We start from the raw sequence: 13,020 nt of genomic DNA on the forward strand, positions 1-13,020 counted from the left end.
ATTCCGACTCTATCAGTGATTTCCGGTCTCCCTGACCACCGTCCCGCGGACATGCGGAGGAGATCAGAAGATCGATATCGACTGATGGGAGTTGGGGTGCCCGCCATCCACTCGTCCCACGCGGTTCACGTGCCGGTGTGAGGCAGGACTCACGACAGTACACCTCCCTCGGGGGTCGAGCAAATCCCTCTGGGCGTATGGTCTAGTCCACCGGTCTAGTCCACTAGTCTCTCGTGACCAAGGGCCAGCCCGGTTCGGGACCGACATCGGGCGAACCCGTACAAGCTCTGACATATCCTTCTGACGAGTACGCCGTCCGCAACAGTCAGTGACGGCGGCGCGACGAAGCCCCACCTCTGGGAGGCCCCCATGACCAGCGTGACGTCCCCACTTGCCGGGCGCGCCATCGGACTCGCGGCAGTGCCGGATCCGGTGTTCTCCGGCGCGATGGTGGGTCCGGGCACCGCGATCGACCCCGTCCGTGAGCCTTCGGAGGCCGTGTCCCCCGTCGACGGCGTGATCGTCTCCCTGCACCCGCACGCGTACGTGGTGGTGGACGCCGAGGGCCACGGGGTGCTGACCCACCTCGGCATCGACACCGTGCAGCTGAACGGTGAGGGCTTCGAGCTCCTGGTGAACAAGGGGGACACCGTCACCCGCGGCCAGGCCGTCATCCGCTGGAACCCCGCAGCCGTCGAAGAGGCCGGCAAGTCCGCCATCTGCCCGGTCGTCGCGCTGGAGGCGACCCCCGCCTCCCTCGGTGACGTCCGCGAGGACGGCGAGGTCAAGGCCGGCGACCAGCTCTTCAGCTGGGCCTGACGCTTCCGCCGGGGCGTGCCGGCGGATTCTGCATTCATCGCGGCGGGCGGTCCCGCCGCTCTATCGGAGACGGGTGAGATGGAGACAACGCTGCGAGGCGTCGGCGTGAGCCACGGTGTCGCGATCGGCGAGGTGCGGCACATGGGTACGGCGGTGCTGGAGCCGCCGGCCAAGCAGATCGCCGCCGAGGAGGCGGAGCGTGAGCAGGGACGCGCCCGCCAGGCCGTCAGTGCGGTGGCGGCGGACCTGATCGCGCGGGGCCAGCTGGCCGGTGGCGAGGCCCAGCACGTGCTGGAGGCCCAGGCGATGATCGCCGAGGACCCCGAGCTGATGGCCGACGTGGACCGGCGGATCGTGGTCGGCAGCACGGCCGAGCGCGCCGTGTACGACGCGTTCGCCGCGTACCGCGAGCTCCTCGCGGGCGCCGGTGAGTACATGGCCGGGCGGGTGGCCGACCTGGACGACGTGCGCAACCGGATCGTGGCGCGGCTGCTGGGCGTGCCGATGCCGGGGGTCCCGGACAGCGACGAGCCGTACGTGCTGATCGCGCGGGACCTGGCGCCGGCGGACACCGCGCTGCTGGACCCGGCGCTGGTGCTGGGGTTCGTGACCGAGGAGGGCGGGCCGACCAGCCACAGCGCGATCCTCGCGCGGGCGCTCGGGGTGCCGGCCGTGGTGGCGCTGCCGGGTGCCGGTGAGCTGCCGGAGGGCACGGTCGTGGCGGTGGACGGTTCCACCGGTGAGATCTTCGTCGACCCCACGCCCGAGAAGCGCGCGGAGCTGGAGGCTGCGGCTGCCGAGCGCAAGGCGGCGCTGGCCGCGTCGTCCGGTCCGGGCGCGACCTCCGACGGTCACAAGGTGCCGCTGCTGGCGAACGTCGGCGGTCCGGCGGACGTGCCGGCCGCCGTGGAGGCGGGCGCCGAGGGCGTGGGGCTGTTCCGCACGGAGTTCCTCTTCCTGGACGACAGCAAGCGGGCGCCGTCGGAGGAGAAGCAGATCGAGTCCTACCGCAAGGTGCTGGAGGCCTTCCCCGAGGGCCGTGTGGTGGTACGCGTGCTGGACGCCGGCGCGGACAAGCCGCTGGACTTCCTGACCCCGGCGGACGAGCCGAACCCGGCGCTGGGCGTGCGGGGGCTGCGGACCCTGCTCGACCACCCGGAGGTGCTGCGGACGCAGCTGACCGCGCTGGCGAAGGCCGCCGAGGGGCTGCCGGTGTACCTGGAGGTCATGGCCCCGATGGTGGCCGACCGCCAGGATGCGAAGGCGTTCGCCGACGCGTGCCGCGAGGCCGGGCTGCGGGCGAAGTTCGGTGCCATGGTGGAGATCCCCTCCGCCGCGCTGCGGGCCCGCTCGATCCTCCAGGAGGTCGAGTTCCTGTCGCTGGGCACGAACGACCTGGCGCAGTACACGTTCGCCGCGGACCGCCAGGTGGGTGCGGTGTCGCGCCTGCAGGACCCGTGGCAGCCGGCGCTGCTCGACCTGATCGCGCTGTCGGCCGAGGCCGCCAAGGCGGAGGGCAAGAGCTGCGGCGTGTGTGGCGAGGCCGCCTCGGACCCCCTGCTGGCGTGCGTGCTGACGGGTCTGGGTGTCACCTCCCTGTCGATGGGGGCCGCGTCGATCCCGTACGTGCGGGCCGCGCTCGCCAAGCACACGCTGGCGCAGTGCGAGCGCGCCGCCGCCGCGGCGCGAGCGGCGGACTCGGCCGAGGAGGCGCGGGTGGCCGCGCAGGCGGTGCTGTCCGGCGAGTAGCCGCCAGGCCGTGCCGGTGTCCGAGGGGCCTTCGCCATGGGCGAGGGCCCCTCGGCGTCTCTCCGTGCGGGCCCCTCGGCGTCTCTCCGTGCGGGCCCCTCGGCGTCTCTCCGTGCGGGCCCCTCGGCGTCTCTCCGTGCGGGTCCCTCGGTGTCCCTCCGTGCGGGTCCCTCGGCGTTTCCCTGTGCGGGTCCCTCCGGGTTTCCGGTGCGGTCGCTGCGCGGGCCCTGGGGTGTCCCGGGCCGTGGCCTGGCCTGTCCCGGGCCGTGGCCTGTCCCGGGCCGTGGGGTGTCCTGGGCTCAGTGGTGCGGGCCGGGTGGGTCGACCTCGAAGCCCGGGCAGTACTCGACGCCCGGTTCGGGGGCGACGGGCTCTCCGGTGTCGGCGTCGGTGCAGTAGGCGTTGAAGACGGCGGCCGCGGAGAGGGGGACCAGGTTGCCGCCGGCCAGGCGCCAGCCGTGGACCCGGTCCTTCGCGCCGGGCCTGCTGGTGCGCAGGACCACTCCCCCGGGCCCGCCGAGGGCGATGCCCGCGGCGAGGACGGTGACGAAGTCCAGTCCGTCCCGGCCGGCGATCACGGGCTCGGCCCCCGGCGCGCCGCCGGTGTCGGCGTGGAGGACGGCCACGAGCTGCTCGTCCTGGGTGGGGATGCTGGCCACCAGGTGGTGGTGGCCGGGGCCGCCGTGCTCCAGGAACCGTTCCAGGACGAGGCCGGCGCGTTCGAACGAGGCGTGGCCGATGTCCTGCCCGCAGTCGGCGCAGGCGCCGAGGCCGGCCAGCAGCAGGGTGGCGTACTCCCAGGTGGCCTGGCGTACGGCTTCGTCCACCAGGAGGGGGACGAGCTCGGCGACGGGCTGCCCGGTGTAGGGCAGGCCGGCGCCGCCCAGCTCGGCGGTGAAGCGGGTGCGGGCGCCCGGGGTGTCGGGGTCCAGGCCGTGGTCCGCGCAGTAGTCGGCGAAGTCGTCCGGGTCGAAGAGGGCGACGACGGTGTGGACCTCCTGGGCGGCGAGGGAGGCGAGCAGGGCGTCGACCTGGCGGAGGTAGTCCTGGTGGTCCTCGAAGGGGAAGGTGTCGTAGCCGCGCATGGCCGCGAAGTCCTGCGCGTCGGCGAGGAGGCCGAGGGTGCTGGGGACCTCGCGGCGCAGGGTGTGGCCGGCCTCGGTGACGGGTGTGCCCGGCGCGGCCCGCTCCGCGCGGCCGTTCCCGTCCCTCTCCCCGCGCCCGGTGCGGTCCGGGCGCTCCGTGTGCTCCGTGTGCTCCGTGCGCCCGGTACGTGTGGTGCGGTTCTCAGGCATGGTGGATCTCCCCCCTGGGTGAGCGCCGGCCGACGGGCGTCGACCGATGCTCACTCAGAGTAGTCACCACCACTGACAGTCACCTCTGTCGGCGGCTGCGGGCCAGCTCCTCGTAGAAGTGGAGCAGGTCGAGGTTGTCCACCGAGCCCGGGTTCACGGCCTTCGCGAGCGGGGTGCCCTGGAGCAGCCGCTTGACGGGGACCTCGATGCGCTTGCCGGTGAGGGTGTGCGGGATGCCGGGGACCTCGATCACCTCGTCGGGGACGTGCCGCGGGGAGAGCTCGGTGCGGATGGTGCTCTTGATGCGGTCCAGCAGGGCCTGGTCCAACGTGGCGCCGGGGGCGAGCTGGACGAAGAGCGGCATCCAGTAGCCGCCGTCCGGCTCCTCCAGCCCGATGACCAGGGATTCCTTGATCTCGGGGAGGCGTTCGACGGCCTCGTAGATGTCGGCGGAGCCCATCCGGACGCCCTGCCGGTTGAGGGTGGAGTCGGAGCGGCCGTGGATGACGACCGAGCCGCGGTCGGTGAGGGTGATCCAGTCCCCGTGGCGCCAGACCCCGGGGAACATCTCGAAGTAGCTCTCGCGGTAGCGGCTGCCGTCGGGGTCGTTCCAGAACCGGACCGGCATGGACGGCATGGGGTTGGTCACCACGAGCTCGCCGACCTCGCCGGTCAGCGGCTTGCCCGAGGGGTCCCAGGACTGGAGGTCGACGGCGAGGCTGGCGGCCTGGAGCTCGCCGATGTGGACGGGCAGGGTGGGCACGCAGCCGGCGAAGCAGCTGCACACGTCGGTGCCGCCGCTGACGGAGGCGATCCACAGGTCGTCGGCCACCTCGTCGTGCAGCCAGCGGAAGCCGTCGGGCGGCAGCGGGGAGCCGGTGGTGGCCACGCACTTCACGGACGACAGGTCGAAGTCGCGGCCCGGGTGGACCTCGGCCTTCTTGCAGGCCATGACGTAGGCGGCGGAGGTGCCGTAGAGGGTGGCGCGGGTGCGTTCGGCGATGCGCCACTGGGCGGCGGTGTCGGGGTGGCCGGGGCTGCCGTCGTAGAGGACGACCGTGGTGCCGGTGAGCAGGCCGGAGACGAGGAAGTTCCACATCATCCAGCCGGTGGAGGTGTACCAGAAGAACCGGTCCCCGGGTCCGAGGTCGCAGTGCAGGCCGAGCTGCTTGAGGTGCTCGACCAGGATGCCGCCCTGGGACTGGACGATGGCCTTGGGCAGGCCGGTGGTGCCCGAGGAGTACAGGACCCACAGCGGGTGGTCGAAGGGGACGGCCTCGAAGACCGGCTCCGCGTCGCCGGCGACCAGGTCGGACCAGGTCAGGGCGCCCTCCGGGGCGGGGGTGCCGAGCAGCGGGATGTGCACGACGGCGCGCAGCGAGGGCAGATCGCGGCGCAGTTCGGCGACGACCTCGCGGCGGTCGTGCTCCTTGCCGCCGTAGCGGTAGCCGTCGACGGTGAACAGGACGACGGGCTCGACCTGCTGGAAGCGGTCCAGGACGCTGCGGGCGCCGAAGTCGGGGGCGCAGGAGGTCCACACGCCGCCGACGGCGGCGGTGGCGAGGAGGGCGACGACGCCCTCGGCGATGTTGGGGAGGTAGCCGCTGACCCGGTCGCCCGGTCGTACGCCGAGGGCGCGCAGTTCGGCGGCGAGCGCGCCGACCTGGCGGCGGAGCTCGGCCCAGGTGACGGGGACGATCTCGTGCGTCTCGTCCACGCACAGCAGGGCGGGGTCCGCGGCGCGCGCCGGGTCCTCGCCGGCGCGCAGGGCGTGCTCGGCGTAGTTGAGGGTGGCGCCGGTGAACCACTGCGCGCCGGGCATCGAGCGGTCGGCGAGGACCTGCTCGTAGGGGGTGGTGAAGCGTACGTCGAACCAGTCGGCGACGGCCCGCCAGAAGGTGTCGAGCTCCTCGACGGACCAGCGGTGCAGCGCCGGGTAGCCGCCGTCGGCGGGGGCGCCGTGGTGCTCGGCGGCCCAGGCCTGGAAGCGGGTGACCGCGGCGGCCGCGATCCGGTCGGGGCCCGGTGTCCAGAGGGCTTCCGGCGTAGGGGCTGAGGTCATGGGCGGGCTCCCGGGGGCGTCTGCGGCTCGCGCCTGGTGTGCGGCTGCGGGGTCTGCCGCGTTCGTCGGATGTGCGTAGGTTCGCACCGCGCGGGGGGTGGTGCGCGGTGGCTCACAGGGGACCATGCCATGTGATCGACATCCGCACCAGAGGTGTCGGGTCCGGTCGCCCGAGATCCATTTCCGGGTGAACGGCAGTTGAACGCGGCCCGCTCGCCCCGCGACCGATGGCAGGGTGATCAGCATGAACGGTCGCGATCTGGTGCGTGCGGTGACGGACCTCGGGACGGCGCGCGGGCGGCGCGCCTGGCGGGCGGCGCTGCGCCACCGGCGCGCGGACGCGGTCGGCCTGCCGCCGCGCGGCCCCGAGCGGGCCCGGGTCCCCGGCGCCCTGACGGGCGCCGAGCCGCGCCCGGGCGGGGGTGTGCTGCGCTTCGCCCGCTCCGAGCTGCTGGTGCGGGTCACCGTCGGCGGGGCGGTGTTCTGGGGCTGGGACGGGGCGCTGCCGACGCCCTCGTACGCGCTGGTCGGCGAGGGGCCGGAGGCGGATCCGCGGGCGGTGCTGGAGCCGGACACCGGCGGCGGCTGGCGCGTGGTGTCGGAGCGGGTGACGGTGGCGGTGTCCCGGCACGGCGCGGTGGAGGTGCGCACGCCCGGCGGCGCGGTGCTGCGGCGCGAGCTGCCGCCGCGGTGGTGGGAGCCGGTGGGGGCGGTCGGCGGGGCGCGCTGGCAGCAGCGCTCGGAGGTCGGCCCGGACGCCCGGTTCTTCGGGCTGGGCGGGCGGGCCTCGGGGCCGCGGCTGCGCGACGGGACGTACCGGCTGTGGAACACCGACCCGCGCGGCGGGTTCGGGCCGGGCGACGATCCGCTGTACATCACGATGCCGGTGCAGCTGGTGGTGGCGGACGCCGGCACGCACCTGAGTTTCTACGACAACACCTGGGACGGCCGGGTCCTGCTGCGCGAGGGCGAGGAGGGCGCGGGCTCGGGTGCGGACCGGCCCGGGGTGAGCGAAGTCCGCATGGACGGCGGCCCGTTGCGCTGCTGGGTGCTGGTGGGGACGCCGTCCCGGGTGCTGCAGGGCTGGTCGGGGCTGACCGGCGCGGCGGCGGTGCCGCCCGAGTGGGCGCTGGGCCATCAGCACGCGCGCTGGGGGTTCGGCACCGCCGAGGAGGTGCGGCGGATCGTGGCCGGGTACACCGCGCGGGGGCTGCCGCTGTCGGCGCTCCATCTGGACATCGACCACTTCGACGGGCACCGCGTGTTCACGGTGGACGGCGGGCGCTTCCCCGATCTGCCGGGGTTGGCCCGGGAGTTGGAGGCGGCCGGGGTGCGGCTGGTGTCGATCGTGGACCCGGCCGTGAAGGTGGAGGAGGACCCGGAGGGGGTGTACGCGTCGGGGCGGGCGGTCGGGCCGGCCGGGGCGTTCGTGCGGGACGCGCGGGGGCAGGAGGTGCGCGGCGAGGTCTGGCCCGGGGAGTGCGCGTATCCGGACTTCACCGATCCGCTGGTGCGCCGGTGGTGGGGCGGGCTGTACGAGGAGCGGCTGCGGCAGGGCTTCACGGGGTTCTGGCACGACATGAACGAGCCGGTGTCCTTCACCCCGGCGGTGTTCCCCGACCAGACGCTGCCGAGGTCGGCGCGGCACGCGCTGGACGGGGCGGGCGGTGACCACCGGGCCGCGCACAACGTCTACGGGCTGGCGATGGCGCGGGCCGGCTACGAGGGCCTGGTACGGCTGCGGCCGGCGGAACGGCCGTTCCTGTTCTCCCGGTCGGGGTGGGCGGGGATGCAGCGGTACGGCGGCACGTGGTCGGGGGACGTGGACACCGGCTGGGAGGGGCTGCGGGCCTCGCTGGCGCTGGTGCTGGGGATGGGGCTGTGCGGGGTGCCGTACTCGGGGCCGGACGTGGGCGGCTTCGGGGGGTCGCCGGAGCCGGAGTTGTTCCTGAGGTGGTTCCAACTGGGGGCGTACCTGCCGTTGTTCCGTACGCACGCCGCGCTGTGGGCGGGGCGGCGCGAGCCGTGGGAGTTCGGGCCGGAGGTGCTGGAGGGGGCGCGTGCGGCATTGGCCGAACGCGAGCGGCTGCGGCCGTACTTCGTGTCGCTGGCGCATCTGGCGCGGCGGACCGGGGCGCCGTACGTGCGCCCGCTGTGGTGGGGCGCGCCGGAGGACCGGGCGCTGCGGGACTGCGAGGACGCGTTCCTGCTCGGGGACTCGCTGCTGGTGGCGCCCGTGCTGGAGCCGGGGGCGGACCGGCGGGCGGTACGGCTGCCCAGGGGGCGGTGGTACGACACCGCGACCGGGGCGGCGTACGAGGGTCCGGGCCAGGTGCTGCTGGACGCGCCGCGCGGCCGGATCCCGGTCCTGGCCCGGGCGGGCACGGTGCTGCCGGTCCGCGGTGCGGACGGCACCGCGACCCTGGAGGCCTGGGCCCCGGCGGCGGGCCGGACCGGGGGCGGGGTGATCGCGCGCGACCCGGGCCCCGGCTTCGAACCGGCCGAGCTGGAGCGGCTCACGGTGCGGTGGCGTGAGGGCCAGGTGGTGGTGGAGGGCGAGGACGGGACGGAGCTGAAGGTCCGCGTGCGCGGGTTGTGAGGCGGGGACGCGGCCCGCGTGACGGGCGAACCGGGGCCCGCGTGACGGGCGGACGGGCGCACCGGCGGGCGGGCGCACGGGCGGGCGGGCGGACGGGCAGGCGCACGGGTCGCCGGAGCGCCGGGCCGACCGGCCGCCGGGTCAGGTGTAGCGGCCCGCGAACCACGCGGCGGCCGCCGCGGTGTGCAGGGGGAAGGCCAGTTCCGCCGGGCCGCGCAGGACGTGCCAGCCCGTCGTCTCGTCGGTGGGCAGCGACGGCGGCAGGGTGTCGGCGGGGCGGGCCGGGAGCAGGCCGAACAGGAGCAGGTGGCCGGCCGGGGAGCTGAGCGCGTCCGCGAGGGCGACCTCGTCGGCCGGCGCCTCGATGCCGGTCTCCTCGCGCAGTTCGCGGACGACGGCGTCGCGCCAGCCCTCGCCGAAGTCGATGAAGCCGCCGGGCAGGGCGGTCCCGCCCCGTGCCGGCTCGATGGTCCGGGTGATGACGACGAGGCCGGTCCCCCGGTCGTCGGTCACGGGGAGCAGGGCGACGGCGACCGGCAGGGGGTTGCGGTAGGTGACCGTACGGCAGGCGGTGCAGGCGCGCGGCCAGTCGGCCGTCTCGAACGGTGCTCCGCAAGTGGAGCAGTGGGAGTCCCTCAGCTGTGGCGCCATGGCGTGATCGTAGGCCACGTGCCGGGCGGGCGGGGGCCGTCGGCCCGCGACCGGTGACCTCCGCGGCTTTCTGCGGCAGACTTCTGACGCTACGTCAGATACAGCGCGGCGGCTTCCGTCGCGGCGCGGAGATGGGGAGTGTCGTGGAGCGAACGCGCAAGCCCGTGGTCCACGGGTGGTTCACGCAGACGACCGGGTCGGCGGCGGAGGGCTTCCGGCTGCTCGGGACGAAGTGCGGTGGCTGCGGGGCGGTGTTCTTCCCCCGGGAGGACGCCTTCTGCCGCAACCCCGGCTGCGCGGGCGGGGACCTCACCGAGGTGCCGCTGTCGCCGCGCGGGCGCGTGTGGTCGTACACCGACGGGCGCTACCGCCCGCCGGCCCCGTACGTCTCCGATCCCGAGGCGCCCTGGGAGCCGTACACGCTGGTGGCCGTCGAGCTGGAGGCCGAGCGGATGGTGGTGCTCGGCCAGGCGGCTCCCGGCATCGGGGCGGCGGACCTGGCCGTGGGGATGGAGATGGAAGTGGTGCCCGGGGTGCTGAACGAGGACGCCGGGACCACCTGGACCACCTGGCACTTCCGGCCGGTGGGGGTGGACGCGTGAGCGGCGACGTGGTGGTCCTCGGCGCCGGGATGCACCCCTGGGGCAAGTGGGGCCGCTCCTTCGTGGAGTACGGGCGGGCGGCGGCCGCGGCGGCGCTGGCGGACGCCGGGCTCGACTGGCGGGACGTGCAGTCGGTGGTCGGCGCCGACACGGTGCGCGGCGGCTACCCGGGCTACGTCGCCGGCGCCACCTTCGCGCGGGCGCTCGGCTGGCAGGGCGCCCGGGTGACCAGCGTCTACGCGGCCTGCGCCTCGGGGGCGCAGGCGATCTCCACGGCCCGGGCCCAGATCCTGGCGGGGCTGGCCGAGGTGGTCCTGGTGGTGGGCGCGGACGCCGCGCCCAAGGGCTTCTTCGCACCGGCGGGCGGGGACCGGCCGGACGATCCGGACTGGCTGCGGTTCCGGGTGCTCGGGGCGACCAACCCGGCGTACTTCGGGCTGTACGCGCGCCGCCGGATGGCGCTGCACGGCGACACACCGGAGGACTTCGCGCGGGTCAAGGTGAAGAACTCGGCCGCCGGGGCGCTCAATCCGTACGCCCGCTACCGGACGGCGGTCTCGGCGCAGGAGGTGGCGGCGTCGCCGCTGGTCGCCGATCCGCTGCGGCTGCTCGACATCTGCGCGACCTCCGACGGCGGGGCGGCGCTGGTGCTGGCCGGGGCGGACTTCGCGCGGGCGCGCGGGATCACGGATCCGGTGCGCATCCGGGCCGTGTCCACGGTGACGCCGACCTATCCGCGCACGCTGCTGGACCTGCCCGACATCGCCACCGACTCGGCCGCGGGACTGCTGCCGGAAGGCGCGCGGGACTCGTTCCGGTCCTCGATCGCGCGGGCCGCGTACGAGGAGGCGGGGATCGGGCCGGAGGACCTGTCGCTGGCCGAGGTGTACGACCTGTCCACCGCGCTGGAACTGCAGTGGTACGAGGACCTCGGGCTGTGCGGGCCCGGCGAGGGGGCCGAGCTGGTGCGGGAGGGCGCGACCGCCCTCGGCGGCCGGATCCCGGTCAACACCAGCGGTGGCCTGGCCTCGTTCGGCGAGGCGGTGCCGGCGCAGGCGATCGCCCAGGTGTGCGAGCTGACCTGGCAGCTGCGGGGCACGGCGGGCGACCGCCAGGTGGCCGGGGCGCGGGTCGGGATCACCGCGAACCAGGGGCTGTTCGGGCACGGCTCGGCCGTCGTCGCGGTCCGCTGAGGCCGGAACCGGACCCTCGGCGCGCGCCCCGGACAGGTGCTGCTGTCCGAACGCTTGACGGCCTGCGGCGGCAGGTTCACACTGCCTGCACAGTCGCACGCGCCCGGCGGCGGGCGCGTCCCCCAACCCCCCATGAGAGCCGCGGCCCGTACCCCAGTCGGCGGGGGTACGGGCCGCCTCCACGCGTTCCGTACGGCGGTGGCCGGCTCCGGTCCGGGACCGGCCCCGGGGCAGGTCGGGGGCCGGTCCGGGGTAGGGCCGGGGTAGGTCCGGGGTAGGTCCGCGGTGTGCGGACCGGCCGGTCAGACCTGGGCGGCCTGGCGGCGGGCGCGGGCCAGGGACATCGCGTGCTCCACGACCCCCACCAGCACGTCCTTGACCGACTCCCGGTCCCGGGCGTCGCACAGCAGGACCGGCACCTCCGGTTCCAGGTCCAGTGCCTCGCGCACGGTCACCACCGGGTGCCGGTCGGCGCCGTCGAAGCAGTTGACCGCGACCAGGAACGGCAGCCCGCGCCGCTCGAAGTAGTCCACGGCGGCGAAGCAGTCGGCGAGCCGGCGGGTGTCGGCGAGGACCACCGCACCCAGCGCGCCCTGCGCCAGCTCGTCCCACAGGAACCAGAACCGGTCCTGGCCCGGGGTGCCGAACAGGTACAGGACCAGGTCCTCGCGCAGCGTGATCCGGCCGAAGTCCATGGCCACGGTGGTGGTGCTCTTGGTCTCCACCCCGCTGAGGTCGTCGACGGCCGCGCTCGGTTCGGACAGGAGCTCCTCCGTGCGCAGCGGTCTGATCTCGCTGACCGCACTGACCAGGGTGGTCTTGCCGACCCCGAAGCCGCCGGCGACCAGGATCTTCAGGGTCAGCGGCTCGATCGGCGACACGGCGTGCATCACGCCGGTGCGGCTAGAGCGCCCGAAGGCCATCGATCACCTCACGCAGAATGGATTCGTCGGGGAGTTCGGCCGGCGGTACCGGCCGGGTCACGTGGACCAGTTCGTCGTCCACGAGGTCGCCGATCAGGACGCGGACGACCCCGACCGGAAGGTCGAGGTCCGCCGCGAGTTCCGCGACCGACTGCGGCCGTTGCCGGCACAGCTGGAGGATCTCGGCGTGCTCCGGCGCCAGCGTCAGCTCCCATGCCGGGTCGTCGGCCGCCGGCTCGGCGACCACGAGCGCGATGAGGTCGAGCCGGTGCTGGGCCGCGTGGCTCGTCCGCCCGCGCGTCATCGCGTACGGGCGGACGACGGGGCCCGCCTCCTCGTCGAACCAGTGCGGGTGCCCGCCCGGGGCGCGGTCGGGGGCGTGGGGGGTGCCGGTGAGCTCCTGGCCCTGGTCGCTCATGCCCTGCTGCCTCACCCTCCGGCTGGCAGCCCGGTGCGCGGGGCCGTCCCGAGGTGGGTGCCCACCCGCTTGACCATCAGGGTCATCTCGTACGCGACCTGGCCCACGTCGGAGTCCGCGTCGGAGAGCACGGCCAGGCAGCTGCCGTCGCCGGCGGCCATGACGAACAGGAACGCCTCGTCCAGCTCGACCACGGTCTGGCGGACCTGCCCGGACTCGAAGTGGCGGCCGACGCCCTTGGCCAGGCTGTGGAAGCCGGAGGCGACGGCGGCCAGGTGCTCGCTGTCCTCCCGGGTCAGGTCCCGGGAGGAGCCGGTGGGCAGGCCGTCGCTGGAGAGGATCACCGCCTTGCGGATGCTGGCGACCCGGTCGACCAGCTCGTCCAGGAGCCAGCCCAACTGGCCCCCGCGTCCCTTGGCGTCGTTGCTGCCTGCGGTCTGCGGTGCGGTCATCGACCGTCCCCCTCGTTCTCGTTCTCGTTGCGGTGCCCGGGGCCGGTCGTGGCGCTGCCGCCGGACCCGGCCTCGGGCTGCTGCTCTGCGTTCTGTCGGCGGCCGGCGGTCCAGCCGCGCTGGAGCGCGGACATCCGCGCCCGTACCTCGTCCGCGTCGCGGTCGGCGAACGCCTCGGCGGGGGCGTCGGCGGCCGCTCGGGCCGGGGCGTCCCTCAGCTGGGGCGCGAGGTTCGCCTGCCGGATCCTGCGGGGCAG

General features: G+C 74.8%; 12 protein-coding genes. 5 read left to right on the plus strand and 7 right to left on the minus strand.

The features are described 5' to 3' along the window. The first annotated feature begins 369 nt into the window (after positions 1-369). Both LG632_RS26790 and ptsP read left to right on the plus strand, forming a co-directional pair. Positions 370-819, plus strand: coding sequence for a PTS sugar transporter subunit IIA (locus tag LG632_RS26790; RefSeq protein ID WP_226730126.1), 450 nt, complete (start codon positions 370-372; stop codon positions 817-819). 78 nt (positions 820-897) lie between these two features. Beyond that, positions 898-2,568 (plus strand): phosphoenolpyruvate--protein phosphotransferase, encoded by a 1,671-nt coding sequence (gene ptsP / locus LG632_RS26795; protein WP_226730127.1) that lies wholly within the window; start codon positions 898-900, stop codon positions 2,566-2,568. A 299-nt stretch (positions 2,569-2,867) separates the two neighbouring features. On the opposite strand, the gene LG632_RS26800 is transcribed toward ptsP, so the two are convergent. Together LG632_RS26800 and LG632_RS26805 are read right to left on the minus strand one after the other, a co-directional pair. Further along, positions 2,868-3,863: a DUF8829 domain-containing protein gene (locus LG632_RS26800; protein ID WP_226730128.1), complete on the minus strand. Its 996-nt coding sequence runs from the start codon at positions 3,861-3,863 to the stop codon at positions 2,868-2,870. A 79-nt stretch (positions 3,864-3,942) separates the two neighbouring features. Beyond that, on the minus strand, positions 3,943-5,925 hold the full coding sequence (locus LG632_RS26805; protein WP_226730129.1) for an acetoacetate--CoA ligase: 1,983 nt from the start codon (positions 5,923-5,925) through the stop codon (positions 3,943-3,945). 244 nt (positions 5,926-6,169) lie between these two features. On the opposite strand from LG632_RS26805, the gene LG632_RS26810 reads away from it, so the two are divergent. Then, a complete protein-coding gene (locus tag LG632_RS26810; RefSeq protein WP_226730130.1) occupies positions 6,170-8,524 on the plus strand; it encodes a glycoside hydrolase family 31 protein in 2,355 nt (784 codons plus the stop codon). A gap of 141 nt (positions 8,525-8,665) precedes the next feature. Here the strand turns inward: LG632_RS26810 and LG632_RS26815 are convergent, their stop codons facing one another. Further along, positions 8,666-9,175, minus strand: coding sequence for an NUDIX domain-containing protein (locus LG632_RS26815; RefSeq protein ID WP_226730131.1), 510 nt, complete (start codon positions 9,173-9,175; stop codon positions 8,666-8,668). Between the two features lie 164 nt (positions 9,176-9,339). On the opposite strand from LG632_RS26815, the gene LG632_RS26820 reads away from it, so the two are divergent. Beyond that, positions 9,340-9,777, plus strand: coding sequence for a Zn-ribbon domain-containing OB-fold protein (locus tag LG632_RS26820; protein ID WP_374203594.1), 438 nt, complete (start codon positions 9,340-9,342; stop codon positions 9,775-9,777). Then, positions 9,774-10,970, plus strand: a complete 1,197-nt coding sequence (locus tag LG632_RS26825; RefSeq protein ID WP_226730133.1) for a lipid-transfer protein — start codon at positions 9,774-9,776, stop codon at positions 10,968-10,970. The genes LG632_RS26820 and LG632_RS26825 overlap by 4 nt, the downstream gene beginning before the upstream one ends. 302 nt (positions 10,971-11,272) lie before the next feature. On the opposite strand, the gene LG632_RS26830 is transcribed toward LG632_RS26825, so the two are convergent. The 4 genes from LG632_RS26830 to LG632_RS26845 all read right to left on the minus strand — a co-directional run. Continuing rightward, positions 11,273-11,893: a GTP-binding protein gene (locus LG632_RS26830; protein ID WP_226730134.1), complete on the minus strand. Its 621-nt coding sequence runs from the start codon at positions 11,891-11,893 to the stop codon at positions 11,273-11,275. After that, positions 11,874-12,311: a DUF742 domain-containing protein gene (locus LG632_RS26835; protein WP_226730135.1), complete on the minus strand. Its 438-nt coding sequence runs from the start codon at positions 12,309-12,311 to the stop codon at positions 11,874-11,876. Before LG632_RS26835 ends, LG632_RS26830 begins: the two co-directional genes overlap by 20 nt. Before the next feature lie 11 nt (positions 12,312-12,322). Continuing rightward, the gene (locus LG632_RS26840) at positions 12,323-12,763 is read right to left on the minus strand and encodes a roadblock/LC7 domain-containing protein (protein ID WP_226730136.1); all 441 of its coding nucleotides are present in this window, start codon (positions 12,761-12,763) and stop codon (positions 12,323-12,325) included. Continuing rightward, a partial coding sequence (locus LG632_RS26845; RefSeq protein WP_226730137.1) for a hypothetical protein occupies positions 12,760-13,020 on the minus strand: 261 nt, incomplete at its 5' end. The genes LG632_RS26840 and LG632_RS26845, both read right to left, overlap by 4 nt.

Source organism: Streptomyces antimicrobicus (assembly GCF_020532625.1).
GTDB lineage: Bacteria > Actinomycetota > Actinomycetes > Streptomycetales > Streptomycetaceae > Streptomyces > Streptomyces antimicrobicus.

Excerpts from the sequence above, each read along its gene's own strand:
- LG632_RS26790 (WP_226730126.1), top strand. The coding sequence starts at position 370 with ATGACCAGCGTGACGTCCCCACTTGCCGGGCGCGCCATCGGACTCGCG.
- ptsP (WP_226730127.1), top strand. The coding sequence starts at position 898 with ATGGAGACAACGCTGCGAGGCGTCGGCGTGAGCCACGGTGTCGCGATC.
- LG632_RS26800 (WP_226730128.1), bottom strand. The coding sequence starts at position 3,863 with ATGCCTGAGAACCGCACCACACGTACCGGGCGCACGGAGCACACGGAG.
- LG632_RS26805 (WP_226730129.1), bottom strand. The coding sequence starts at position 5,925 with ATGACCTCAGCCCCTACGCCGGAAGCCCTCTGGACACCGGGCCCCGAC.
- LG632_RS26810 (WP_226730130.1), top strand. The coding sequence starts at position 6,170 with ATGAACGGTCGCGATCTGGTGCGTGCGGTGACGGACCTCGGGACGGCG.
- LG632_RS26815 (WP_226730131.1), bottom strand. The coding sequence starts at position 9,175 with ATGGCGCCACAGCTGAGGGACTCCCACTGCTCCACTTGCGGAGCACCG.
- LG632_RS26830 (WP_226730134.1), bottom strand. The coding sequence starts at position 11,893 with ATGGCCTTCGGGCGCTCTAGCCGCACCGGCGTGATGCACGCCGTGTCG.
- LG632_RS26835 (WP_226730135.1), bottom strand. The coding sequence starts at position 12,311 with ATGAGCGACCAGGGCCAGGAGCTCACCGGCACCCCCCACGCCCCCGAC.
- LG632_RS26840 (WP_226730136.1), bottom strand. The coding sequence starts at position 12,763 with ATGACCGCACCGCAGACCGCAGGCAGCAACGACGCCAAGGGACGCGGG.